This window comes from Chloroflexota bacterium, from assembly GCA_014360905.1.
In the GTDB taxonomy this organism is placed as follows: Bacteria; Chloroflexota; Anaerolineae; order UBA2200; family UBA2200; genus JACIWX01.
Window position 1 is genome coordinate 1 of the sequence record JACIWW010000041.1, and the last position, 12,549, is coordinate 12,549.

11 protein-coding genes are annotated in these 12,549 nt (G+C 52.7%); 10 read left to right on the forward strand and 1 reads right to left on the reverse strand.

All coding sequences use genetic code 11. From position 1 onward, the window contains the following. The first annotated feature begins 264 nt into the window (after positions 1 to 264). The 10 genes from H5T67_12355 to H5T67_12400 all read left to right on the forward strand — a co-directional run bounded on the left by H5T67_12355 (position 265) and on the right by H5T67_12400 (position 11,712). Entirely contained in the window at positions 265 to 660 is a 396-nt protein-coding gene (locus H5T67_12355) for a hypothetical protein (GenBank protein ID MBC7246096.1), read from the forward strand. Positions 661 to 721: 61 nt separating this feature from the next. Continuing rightward, positions 722 to 1,678, forward strand: a complete 957-nt coding sequence (locus H5T67_12360) for a CBS domain-containing protein (protein MBC7246097.1) — start codon at positions 722 to 724, stop codon at positions 1,676 to 1,678. A gap of 39 nt (positions 1,679 to 1,717) precedes the next feature. Further along, on the forward strand, positions 1,718 to 2,077 hold the full coding sequence (locus H5T67_12365; protein ID MBC7246098.1) for a serine kinase: 360 nt from the start codon (positions 1,718 to 1,720) through the stop codon (positions 2,075 to 2,077). Positions 2,078 to 2,136: 59 nt separating this feature from the next. Further along, on the forward strand, positions 2,137 to 2,886 hold the full coding sequence (locus H5T67_12370; GenBank protein ID MBC7246099.1) for a PHP domain-containing protein: 750 nt from the start codon (positions 2,137 to 2,139) through the stop codon (positions 2,884 to 2,886). A 95-nt stretch (positions 2,887 to 2,981) separates the two neighbouring features. After that, positions 2,982 to 3,449, forward strand: coding sequence for an NADH-quinone oxidoreductase subunit NuoE (gene nuoE / locus H5T67_12375; protein MBC7246100.1), 468 nt, complete (start codon positions 2,982 to 2,984; stop codon positions 3,447 to 3,449). Next, entirely contained in the window at positions 3,449 to 4,003 is a 555-nt protein-coding gene (locus tag H5T67_12380; protein MBC7246101.1) for an ATP-binding protein, read from the forward strand. The genes nuoE and H5T67_12380 overlap by 1 nt, the downstream gene beginning before the upstream one ends. 97 nt (positions 4,004 to 4,100) lie before the next feature. After that, positions 4,101 to 4,478: a (2Fe-2S) ferredoxin domain-containing protein gene (locus H5T67_12385; GenBank protein MBC7246102.1), complete on the forward strand. Its 378-nt coding sequence runs from the start codon at positions 4,101 to 4,103 to the stop codon at positions 4,476 to 4,478. 99 nt (positions 4,479 to 4,577) lie between these two features. Continuing rightward, positions 4,578 to 7,676 carry an NADH-quinone oxidoreductase subunit NuoF gene (gene nuoF, locus H5T67_12390; protein MBC7246103.1) on the forward strand — a complete coding sequence of 1,033 codons (3,099 nt, stop codon included), beginning with the start codon at positions 4,578 to 4,580 and terminating at the stop codon, positions 7,674 to 7,676. Between the two features lie 151 nt (positions 7,677 to 7,827). Then, positions 7,828 to 10,551, forward strand: coding sequence for a formate dehydrogenase subunit alpha (gene fdhF / locus H5T67_12395; GenBank protein ID MBC7246104.1), 2,724 nt, complete (start codon positions 7,828 to 7,830; stop codon positions 10,549 to 10,551). A 201-nt stretch (positions 10,552 to 10,752) separates the two neighbouring features. Continuing rightward, the gene (locus H5T67_12400) at positions 10,753 to 11,712 is read left to right on the forward strand and encodes a hypothetical protein (protein MBC7246105.1); all 960 of its coding nucleotides are present in this window, start codon (positions 10,753 to 10,755) and stop codon (positions 11,710 to 11,712) included. Positions 11,713 to 11,840: 128 nt separating this feature from the next. Here the strand turns inward: H5T67_12400 and H5T67_12405 are convergent, their stop codons facing one another. Further along, on the reverse strand, positions 11,841 to 12,233 hold the full coding sequence (locus H5T67_12405; GenBank protein ID MBC7246106.1) for a DUF1622 domain-containing protein: 393 nt from the start codon (positions 12,231 to 12,233) through the stop codon (positions 11,841 to 11,843). Between the last annotated feature and the right edge of the window lie 316 nt (positions 12,234 to 12,549).

Genomic DNA, 12,549 nt, shown 5'->3' on the forward strand with positions numbered 1-12,549 from the left:
CCAGATCGGCCATAGGCGGTGCTCCTCCTGGTGCAGTTGTTTCCACAATTCTTTTACCACAGGAGCACCCCCTTTTGTCAAAATCGCCTGTACCACCTGGTAACGATCTGTTGGCGCAAGCGCAGTACGATTTGACAAGCTTTAGGCAATGTGGTATAATCGCATTCGTTTGTGATACTTTTCACAGATTCGTCTTAGCCGTTGCTCCGGACGATGTGACATACCTTGGCAAATAGTGATTAGGAACCATTAGGGATGAAAAAGATGACTCTAGCAGAGGTGCTATCTATTATCGAGGGAAAAGTGATATCATCCAATGCAGACCTCTCAAAGGAAGTGTCCATGGCCTGTGGAGCCGATCTGATGAGCGATGTGCTTGCTTTTACACATGCCGGGACTTTGCTCATGACCGGTCTAACTAACCCACAAGTCGTCCGCACTGCCGAAATGGCTGGTATCGTCGCAATCGTGTTTGTGCGCGGCAAATTGCCCCCACCTGAAACAGTTGCCCTGGCGGAAGAAAAGGGAATTCCACTCCTTGCTTCGAAGTACACCATGTACGAGACATGTGGTCGGCTGTATCAGGCGAAACTCCCGAGCTGCGGCTTGTTTCAATTGACGTCTGACCTCTGGTCTAATGATTCTTCGACATCCTGTTAGTCAATTGGCGCGATCTGATGCAATGAGGCATTAGTGCAGAGAGCAGAAGGACCAAGCAACGATGGTGGTCACCAAAGTTCAGGAAGAGAAGTCAAAGGGAGAAACGAAGCCGCACCCGGAGGTAACCAAACTCCAGGAGCTGGTATACGAGTTGAAAATCGAGCAGGTGATGACGCGGAAAGTCATCACCGTTTCTCCCGAGGACTCTCTGCGTCACCTGAAGGAGGTTCTTCGTCTTAACCGTATTTCTGGCACTCCGGTGCTGAGCGACGGTGAACTAGTTGGTATCATAAGCATCGAAGATTTGATTAAAGCGCTCGAAACGGGCGAAATTGATGTCGCCATCGGCGAGAAGATGACCAGAAACATCCAGACTGTGTATGCCGATGAGAGCATTGTGCAGGCACTCAACAAGTTCGCTAGCTTTGGTTTCGGACGGCTGCCCGTAATAAATAGAGAAGGAAAATTGGTCGGAATTCTGACTCAAGGCGATATCGCACGCGGTCTGCTCCGCCAGTTGGAAATGGACTATCATGAGGAGGAGATCCACCGTTATCGGGCTAGTCATATCTTTGAGGATATCATTTCAGATCAGACGGGCTTAATCCTACGTTACAAAGTGCGCTCACAGGATTTCATGCACTGCGGGGAGGCTGCCAGCAAACTAAAACGCGCCCTGGAAAGGCTGGGAGCTAAACCCGCTACAGTGCGGCGCATTGCGGTAGCCAGCTACGAGGCGGAGACCAACCTGGTCATCCACACTACTAAGGGTGGGGAACTTATTGCTGAGATCCAGCCTGAAAGAATCAGAATCGTTGCAGTAGATCAAGGCCCGGGTATTCCCGACATCGAGAAAGCCATGCAGCCAGGATTTTCCACCGCTCCTGATTGGATCCGCGAGCTAGGCTTTGGCGCGGGAATGGGCTTGAACAACATCAAGGCATGTGCCGACGTGATGAATTTGGATTCCAAAGTAGGCATTGGCACGCGCCTGGAGATCATTATTAACCTTGCGTAAATTGGCATAGGCTCGATGTGATTACAGTGAGGGGGCATCATGACACTAGGTGAGATTGCAGAAAGTCTGTCCTTATCTGTGCAGACAGCGAGCGAAAAATTGGATACTCCAGTAACAGGAGGATATGCATCAGATTTGCTCAGTTGCGTGATGGCCAAGGCACGCAAAGGCAACGTTTGGGTGACTCTGCAATCACATCTCAACATCGTTGCCGTTGCTTCCCTCCTGCAACTAGCTGGTATCATTGTGACAGAGGGCATGCCCCTGGATGTAGCTACCTTGGAGAAGGCAAATGAGGAAGGAGTTCCAATCCTGACAACTCCTCATACAACGTTTACTGTTGTAGCCCAATTGGGCCAACTAGGCATTCAGGGTGTAGAAATAACCAACGACAAATGACGAAATCCAAATGGCCAAATGATGCTTCGGTTGGGATTCTGTCATCAGGATTGGATCCTTTGACCTTGAGACCTTATCTGGCTGATTTACATGTGCACACTGTTTTATCCGCCTGCGCTGAGGTGGAAATGATACCACCCTTGATTGTGAAGCGCGCAGGCGAACTGGCTTTGGGGATTATCGCTATCACAGATCACAATTCAGCGGAGAACGTGGCTGCGGTTATGGAAGCGGCACAAGGCTTCGAGTTGAGGGTACTCCCGGGGATGGAGGTTCAGACCAAGGAAGAGGTGCACCTGCTTTGTCTGTTTGATTCACTCAAGCAGGTATTGGACTGGCAGGATGTGGTCTATGCTCATTTGCCTCCCCTCCGAAACAACCCCGAGTTTTTTGGCCCCCAATTCGTGGTGGATGCAACGGGTGATTTTGTGCGTTACAACGAGAAACTATTGTCAACAGCAACTTCCCTCTCCGTCGAGGAAGTGGTAACAGGCGTAGTGCAAAGGGGAGGACTGTGCATTGCAGCGCACATAGACCGCCCGTCTTTCAGTTTGTTGGCCAACCTGGGCTTTGTTCCGCCAGGCGTTCCTTTTGCTGCAATGGAAATCACACGGTGGGCTAACGCGAACGAACTGCAACATCACCATCCCTCGTTGGTGGGATATTCGTTTATTTGTTCTGGCGATGCTCACCGTCTGGATGAAATGTGCAATCTTACTATACTAACTCTTGCGGAACCAACTATCGCCGAGATTTCGCTGGCTTTGCGTGGCGAGCAAGGGCGAAAAGTAAAGGTACTGGCAACATAGAGCCTGTCTGTTGTGTGCATTGGGCTAGTAAAATGCCTATGCAAAGCACCATTTGAGTCATAATAATCAAGCTTGGTTAAGGAGGATGTTGCAACGTGACTGAAGAAACCTTGGACCTGAGCCTTTTGGAACCGATCTTCGAGGAATTTCAAACCCAGAAGGGGGCCGTGATCCCCGTCTTGCAGCGGGCACAGGAGATCTATGGCTATCTGCCGAAGGAGGTGCTGCAGAGGATCTCCGAACGCATGAAAGTGCCACTGAGCCAGGTATATGGGGTAGTAACCTTCTATGCGCAGTTCTACCTCACAAGGCGTGGCAAACACATCATCCGCCAATGCGATGGTACAGCATGCCATGTGCGTGGCGCCGCGAAAATCATTCAAACCATTCAGCAGGAATTGGGCATTAAGGCTGGGGAAACCACCCCGGATTACCGAGTCACGTACGAAGTGGTTTATTGCCTAGGCTCGTGTGGATTGGCACCCACCGCCATGGTAGACAATGAGGTCGTCGGGCACCTGGTGCCAGAAAAAATGATCGACATAGTGAGAAATCTACACTAGTGCGCGAGTTGTCTTTGCACATCTTAGATGCACTCGAAAACTCAGTAGAGGCTGGGGCAACGCGCATCGAGTTGCTCATTGAGGAGGACTTGCAGAACGACATTCTGAGAATTACGATTAAGGATAATGGACGCGGCATGAGCGAGGATATGGTCAAGAAGGTACTGGATCCCTTCTTTACCACCCGTACTACACGACATGTGGGTCTGGGATTGCCATTGTTTGCCGCAGCAGCCCAGCAATGCAATGGCGCGCTGTACATTCAATCGCAACCCGGGATAGGGACGACGGTGGAAGTTACATTCCAGCACAGCCACATTGATCGCGCTCCTTTGGGTGATATGACAGCAACCTTGCTAGCCGTCCTGATGTCCGAACGACCAGTGGATATTTACTATAAGCATGTCATTGACAAGCGAACTTTCGAGTTCGACACAGCGGAAATACGCCAGGAGCTGGGTGACGTCCCTCTTTCCCATCCAATGATACGGGGATGGCTGGAAACGACACTCAGGGAAGGACTTGCAACGCTGCAGAGTTCTGAAACGAAATAGATAAGGCATAAGTAGCGCGAGATAGTCGCTACTTGGTCGAATGCGATGCCGCGCTACTATTTACAGAGAGACTATTGCGAGAAGAGGAGGCTTTCTGATGCCAAAGCTGAAAACATTGGAAGATTTGAAAAAGCTACGCGAGGAAGCACAAAAGGATATCAAAGTGCGTCTCGAAACCGGTACCAAGATTACGGTAGGCATGGGCACCTGCGGTATTGCTGCTGGTGCGCGTGAGACTATGCACGCCATTCTCGAGGAATTGAAAAAGCGCGAGATCGAGGCCCATGTGACCACTGTCGGCTGCATTGGCATGTGCGTCAAGGAGCCGCTGGTGGACATTGAGCAGGCAGGCAAGCCACGCATCACCTATGGCAACGTGAAGCCAGACATGGTACCCCGGCTTATCGAGGAGCACCTGATCAAGGGCAACGTGGTGGAAGAGTGGGTGGTGGGGCGTCTGCCTACCACCTCGTAACAGCGGTCCTAGGGCAAATTTTTGTTTCTCCGCAATCGTACTCATGCGGAGGCTCATTCTGTTGTCTGATGAAGATACCATGAATCTAGGAGGAATCTAATGGCGGAAGCATTGTATCGAGCCAACGTCCTTGTTTGTGGCGGTACGGGCTGCGCGGCATCAAAATCGCCTGAGGTATTCGAAGCATTGGCTCAGGAGATCAAGCGGAGGGGCCTGGAGGATGAGGTAAGGCTAGTGCAAACTGGCTGCCGTGGTTTCTGCGCCATGGGTCCAGTCATGATCATCTACCCTGAAGGCATTTTCTATTGTCAAGTTCAGCCCTCGGATGTGCCACATCTTGTGGAGGAAACACTAGTTAAGGGCAGGGTAGTGCCTAGACTTACCTACAAAGAACCCATTTCGCATCAATCAGTGCCTTTCTACAAGGATGTGCCTTTCTATGGTAAACAGATACGCATCACATTGCGTAACTGCGGTTTGATCAACCCAGAGAGCATTGACGAGTACATTGCTCGCGATGGCTATGCCGCCCTGAGCAAGGCGCTATCGGAAATGACCCCAGACCAGGTCATCGAAGAAGTCAAACGCTCTGGCCTGCGGGGACGCGGCGGCGCGGGTTTCCTCACTGGATTGAAGTGGGAATTTTGCCGCAAGGCGAAGGGAGAGCCCAAATATCTCATCTGCAATGCAGATGAGGGCGATCCAGGAGCATTCATGGACCGCAGCATCCTAGAGGGAGACCCCCACAGCGTCATCGAAGGGATGATCATCGCCAGTTATGCCATTGGAGCACACCAAGGCTATATCTACTGCCGCGCTGAGTACCCCCTGGCCATTAAGCGCATCAAACTCGCTATCAGCCAGTGTCTCGAATATGGATTGTTGGGGGACAATATTCTCGGCAGTGGCCACAGTTTTCATCTCACTCTCAAAGAAGGCGCGGGCGCTTTCGTATGCGGCGAAGAGACTGCTCTGATGGCATCCATCGAGGGCCGGCGGGGTGAGCCACGTCCCCGTCCGCCTTTCCCTGCTGTTTCGGGTCTATGGGGCAAGCCCAGCAATATCAACAACGTCAAAAGCTACGCCAATGTGCCGCAGATTATCCTCAAAGGCGCGGACTGGTTCGCTAGCATCGGCACGCAGCGCAGCACCGGCACAGCCATTTTTGCCCTGACTGGCAAGGTGAACAATACCGGGCTGGTAGAAGTGCCCATGGGCATCACCCTGGGTGAGATCATCTTTGACATTGGTGGCGGCATCCTCAAGGGCAAGAAATTCAAAGCCGTGCAGACCGGTGGCCCATTGGGCGGCTGTCTCGGTGTTGAGGCGCTGAACACGCCGGTAGACTTTGACTCGCTCAAAGAAATTGGTGCGGTGATGGGCTCCGGCGGTATGATTGTAGTGGACGAAGACACCTGCATGGTCGAGTTTGCCAAGTTCTTCCTCGAATTCGCCACCGCTGAATCTTGTGGCAAATGCGTACCCTGCCGAGTGGGTGGACGACGTCTACTGGAAGTGCTTACCCGAATTACCGAAGGCAAAGGCACGATGGAGGACCTGGACTTGATCAACCAACTGTCCATGGGCATGGAATCCAATTCGCTCTGCGCACTAGGGCAACTCACGCCCGGGCCGGTGAAAGCTGCCTTGCGCTACTTCCATGATGAGTTTGAAGCGCACATTCTCGATAAGCATTGTCCAGCCGGGGTATGTAGAGATTTGGTGCGGGCACCCTGCAGCAATACCTGCCCAGCCGGTGTGGATGTGCCAAGTTATGTTACGCTCATCAGCCAAGGCAAATACGCCGAGGGATTGGAGATACACCGCCAACGCAACCCATTTGCCTTGGTCTGCGGACGCATTTGCCCCGCTTTTTGCGAACGGCGCTGCCGTCGTGGCGAACTGGATGAACCCGTTGCCATCCGCCAACTCAAACGTTTCATGGCTGATCAGGAGATGAAGAATCCCTGGACGCCACCACTGCTTGAAGAACCAAAACGTCAGAAGGTTGCAATCATTGGCGCTGGTCCTGCCGGACTGACCGCGGCGTTACGCTTGGCTCAGTGGGGCTACAAGGTAACAGTCTACGAGGCCGCACCAGTGGCAGGTGGTTGGATGGCCCTTGGCATTCCAGAATACCGATTGCCGCGCGACATCCTTAATGCTGAAATTGATAACATCCGGCGCACTGGGGTCAACATTGTGCTCAACACTGCGCTAGGCAGGGACTTTACGCTAGATGAACTGTTTGACAAAATGGGTTATCACGCTGTTGTGCTGGCTATCGGCGCGCACAGCAGCCGCCGTCTTGGCGTTCCCGGCGAAGACTTGAAAGGCGTGATACATGCTACCACATTCTTGAAAGATGTTGCCTTGGGCAAGCCACCCAAGATGAAAGGCAAGCGTGTAGCTGTGATAGGCGGCGGCAATTCCGCCATTGACGCAGCGCGCACTGCCTTGCGCCTCGGCGCTTCAGAAGTACATGTTGTTTACCGCCGTACACGGGCAGAAATGCCTGCCCAGGACCTTGAGGTCCGCGAAGCTGAGGAAGAAGGCGTCAAATTCCACTTCCTGACCAATCCCATCCGCATCCTAGGAGATACGAAAGTGACTGCCGTCGAGCTGCAGCCACAGGAACTGGGGGAATTCGACAAGAGCGGGCGGCGCCGTCCCATACCTATCGAGGGCGCAGGATATGTTATGGACATAGATGTCATCATTCCGGCCATTGGCCAGGCCCCAGATTTGTCCTGCTTGAACGGCGACAGCCCAGCGACCAACCGCGATGGCACGTTCAAAGTGGGGAGAAAACTGGAGACCTCACGGCCAGGCATTTTTGCGGCAGGGGATGCAGTGCTAGGTCCATCTACGGTGATCGAAGCTGTCGCTCAGGGCAACAAAGTTGCTATGGCCGTAGACGCCTATTTACAGCAAGGCAAGCAGCAATCCAAGGAATCCTGGCTAGCCTACCGCACAGTTGAGGCCGCATGGAATCCCGAGGAATACGCTCAAGCTAAGCGGCCGACGATGCCTACCCAGGCTCCAGAGAAGCGCGTAAGCAACTTTAGCGAAATCGAGCTGGGCTTTACCGAAGAAGTAGCTCGAGAGGAGGCAAGGCGCTGTCTGCGCTGCGATCTTGAACACGAAGCCTTGCGTGCAGCCAAGGCTGAAGAAGTTGCGGAAAAGGAAACTGTTTAAGCAGGAGTAGTGACAAATCAGATAGCGAAAACACAAAAGATGTATCGCTATCTGATTTGTCACACTGCAGCAATCTCAGTATATTATCCTACATTAGTTGATCGCTATTTCTGACAAGGACGCTAAAATCCAAAAAGGAGGCAAGCAACCAATGGCAATGGTCAATCTTGTAATCAACGGCCGCAAAGTTAGTGCGCCAGTAGGTAGCACTGTACTCCAGGCAGCGAAACAGGCGGGCATACAAATACCCACGCTGTGCGACCATCCCGCATTAGCTCCCATTGGGGCCTGTCGCATGTGCTTGGTCGAAATCAAGGGACAGCGTACGCTGCAGCCAGCCTGTACATTCCCCATCACAGAGGGAATGGAAGTGCAGACTCACTCCCCAAGCGTTATCGAGGCACGGCGTTTTGTACTGGAGCTACTGTTATCCGACCACCCACTAGATTGCATGACCTGTGATTCGACTGGCTCTTGTGAATTGCAGGACCTCATGTACGAGTATGGAGTAAAGGAAACACGCTTCCCTGGTGAGCAGCACGCCTATCCAGTTGATGACCCCAACCCATTTATCCTGCGGGACTATAACAAGTGCATTCTCTGTCGTCGCTGTGTGCGCGCCTGCAACGAGATCAATGGTGTGGAGGCAATTGGCATAGTCTGGCGTGGTTTCCGCTCCAAACCCGGCACAGCCTTCGATGGCAACTTGGAAGACAGCCCTTGCGAATTCTGTGGCATGTGTGTAGAACTGTGTCCTACCGGTGCGCTGCTACCTAAACAGGCTCTTGGCAAAGGGCGAGTCTGGCAGTTGCAAAAGGTCAGGAGCACATGCCCCTACTGCGGTGTAGGCTGTCAACTCGATTACTGGTACAGAGATAACCAGATTGTCAAAGCGTCATCTCACTGGGATGTGCCGCCCAACAACGGTGCCTCTTGTGTGAAAGGTCGCTTTGGCTTCGAATTCGTCAACCACCCTGATCGGCTCACACAACCTTTGATTAAGAAAGATGGCCAGTTCGTCCCTGCCACGTGGGATGAGGCTTTGGACCTGATCGCAGATAAACTCGCGGAGACGAAGAAAAAGTACGGTGGCGACGCTATCGCCGTCCTGACATCCGCCAAGTGTACGAATGAGGAGAACTATCTCCTACAAAAATTCACCAGAGCGGTGTTGGAGACGAATAACGTTGACCACTGTGCGCGCCTCTGACATAGCTCCACGGTGACCGGTCTGGTCGCCGCTTTCGGTTCCGGAGCCATGACGAACTCCATCGAGGACATTACCACACAAGCCAATTCCTATCTGGTGATTGGCTCCAACACGACAGAGCAACACCCAGTAATCGGTATGCGCCTCCGACAGGCAGCAAAGAGAGGAGCGAAGTTGATCTTAGCCGACCCTCGTGACATCCCTCTGGCTGACTTCGCCTTCCTTCATCTCAAGCACAGACCCGGCTCCGACATTGCCTTGCTCAATGGGATTATGAACGTGCTGATCGCTGAGGACCTATATGACAAGGAATTTGTCGCCAACCGCACCGAAGGCTTTGAGGAACTCAAAGCGACTGTCGCCAAGTACACGCCGGAATATGCGGAAAGCATTACCGGTGTGCCCGCTGAGGACATCCGCAAAGCGGCACGCATCTTGGCTGCCAATAGGCCAGGTGCGCTACTGTATGCAATGGGCATTACGCAACATACTAAGGGACACCAAAATGTCCTGTCAACGGCTAACCTGCAAATGTTGCTTGGCAATATGGGCGTCCCTGGGGGTGGCGTGAATCCACTACGCGGGCAGAATAACGTTCAGGGGGCCTGCGACATGGGCGGCTTGCCGAATTTCTACCCTGGATACCAGCGGATTGTAGATGAGGCTGCACAAGCCAAGTTCAAAGAGGCCTGGGGCAATACTGCGTCCACGAAGGTCGGTCTCACCATCGTTGAAATGCTCCATGCTGCTGAGAGGGGAGAGGTTAAGGCCATGTTCATCCTCGGCGAGAACCCCATGATGACTGACCCAGACCTTAACCATGCCCGCCAATGTCTGGAGGCATTGGATTTCTTGGTCGTGCAGGAAATCTTTATGAGCGATACTGCCGAACTGGCTGACGTGGTGCTGCCAGGCGTGTCCTTTGTGGAAAAAGAGGGCACGTTTACCAACACCGAGCGACGCGTACAGCTTGTGCGCAAGGTGATCGAGCCTATCGGTAACGCCCGTCCCGATTGGCAAATCATCTGCGATTTGGCGAAACGCGTCGAAGCACGCCTGGATGTGGATAGGTCTAAAGGCAAATTTACAAGCTGGGATTACGCAAGCCCAAGGGAAATCATGGCTGAAATCAACGCGGTTACACCGAGCTATGGTGGTATTACATATGAGCGGATCGAAAAAGTTGGACTGCAATGGCCTTGCCCCACCACCGACCATCCCGGCACTCCGATTCTGCACGTGGGGAAATTCTCCCGCGGGCTGGGCAAGTTCCATGCCGTCGAGTGGGAACCAGCCAAAGAAGTCCCAGACGAGCAGTATCCATTTGTACTCACCACGGGCCGTGTCTTGTACCATTTCCACAGCGGCACCATGACCCGCCGTATAGACGGTCTGAACCAGCTTTATCCGGAAGCGTTGGTTGAGATCAATCCCCAGGATGCGGCTAAATTGGGCATTGCGGATGGAGACCTGGTGCGGGTTGCTTCACGGCGAGGTGAAGTAATCGCCAAGGCAGAAGTCGTGGAACGAACTGAGCCAGGAGTGGTTTTCATGACGTTCCACTTCAGGGAAGCAGCAGCGAATTTGCTGACCATCGCCGCCCTTGATCCCGTGTCCAAGATCCCAGAATACAAAGTGGCGGCTGTCCGCGTCGAGAAGGTATAAATAGTTTCAGCGGGAGCGCAGCATCGTTGCTGCGCTTCCGCTGTACCTTTTGTAGTCCAGCGAAGCGAGGGCTATCTGTTACTTGCAACAAAGGAGGTGAACCGTTACTATACTACTCGTAGTTTCTCAGCACAGATTTTCATCGCTAAGTGTGATACACCCATTTGCAAAAAATCCATCATCCTTAAGAGGAGGGCAAGCATGAACAAGATTGCGTCAATAATTGGTTTTCTATTCCTGGCTGTTCTTGCCTTTTTAGTTTATGGCTTTGCTGCTTATGATGCCTGGGTTCTACAGCCTATTGTGGGCATCCTGCTGACTCTGGGGTTCATTGGGCTTTTGTTCACTCTGTTCAACGAGGGCAAGGGACTCCCGACAGCCAAAATGGACGCGCTTTTCACGCAAAAGAACCTGTTCAATCTTCTCGCCGTTGTGATAGGCGCTGTCCTTTCGCACTGGATTAATGTAGACCTGAAGCAGGGCCTAGTGATAGGCTCGGCTGTGGTAGGACTGGCGGCTGCAGTGCTGTTCCCAGACTATGCCGCGCCTGCTTATACCGGGTCGTTCGTTGGCATGGCTGGCACCACTCTCCTGCCAGCCTATGGGCACATTATCTTTGCTGGCATTGTGGCGGGCATCTTCTATATTCTGACGCTGGCAGTCTTTGGCGGTTTTGGGGGTAAGTTGGGTGCCATTGCAGCTAGCGGCTGCGTGTTTACAGCCATCTGTCTCTCCACGGAGTTTACCCATCCAGCCGTGCCCAAGTGGGATGTAGGTCAGTGGTTGGTGCTTTATTCCATTATTGCCGGGGTACTCACGTATTATCTAAATAACATGCGCAAGCAGACGCCAGTCATGGCTTCTAGCGTAGTAGGCTTGGCTGCTGGTATTTTGCTCCCAGCAATCCATGGCGATGTCGGAAAGACGCTGGCAGTGATGGCCATATGTGCATCATTTGCCGGAATGTCCAACACCAAGCGCATCCCCAACCTTGTGGCGATGGCGTTTGTGGGATTATCCGCTGCGCTCGTGTATATGTTCGCTAACCCGTTCATCGGCGGCACCGGCGGGAAGCTGGGGACGATAGCCTTCGGCTCAGGAATGGCCATCCGTGGTTTGATAGACCTAGTTGCCAAGTTCCAGGGATCGAGAAAGGCGTAGCTTAGCTACGGTACCCACAAACAAATTTCGGCGCTTGCATTGCCCCCAGGCATGTCTCATGACAGGAGCCAGGTGACCCATGAAATCGGCCACCTGGCTCTGCTTTTTGTGCCGGACTTATTGTCGCCCTAAGTTTCTTCTGCGCTGTGTTCAGCCCTGTGTTGTTGTCCCGAGTGCGACTCTGCACAGACTACGTGAAGCTCGCGCTCCAGCAAGTAGCTCAACGCAGCACGTAGGCCGATCAGCGCTGCCAATAGAATAACTTGGTTCAAGGTTGGAGAAATAGCCGTCTTGAGCACATCGGCGGCCAACTGGAACTCGAGACCCATGATCAAACTCTCTATCAGTTGCGTGCGCAGATGTGGCAGGCAATCCAGGTCCAGCCGAAGCCGATCGCGGATGTGATGTATGATGGTGCGGATCACACCGAGCATGACGATCGCTGCACCGCAAGCCTCTACAATGGGTACCAAATAATTAATGGCCTGTGTGACCAATTCCTCGAGGGCATTGGCATGCATACATGTTCTCCTTGCAGCGTTGGTGATTGTTTCTTTGGCCTATAATGATACGCCCCAAACTACATATCGGCAAATTGTGGAAAAAAGATTCGCGGGTGGTATATTGCTTTGTTGTTCTCAACCGTCCCTATAGATACCCATCACAGAGCCATAACTGGCCTTTGCTCCCATGTCCTGGACAGTTACAAGGAGGGTGTATTTCAATTTGGGGGCAAATTTGGGGCATAATGTAGGGAAGAATCGAAGCTCAAGAGAAAGGAATCTAAGATGAAACGCACCCGTGCAGAGATCAAAGCGCAGCTATTGGCAGAGGCTG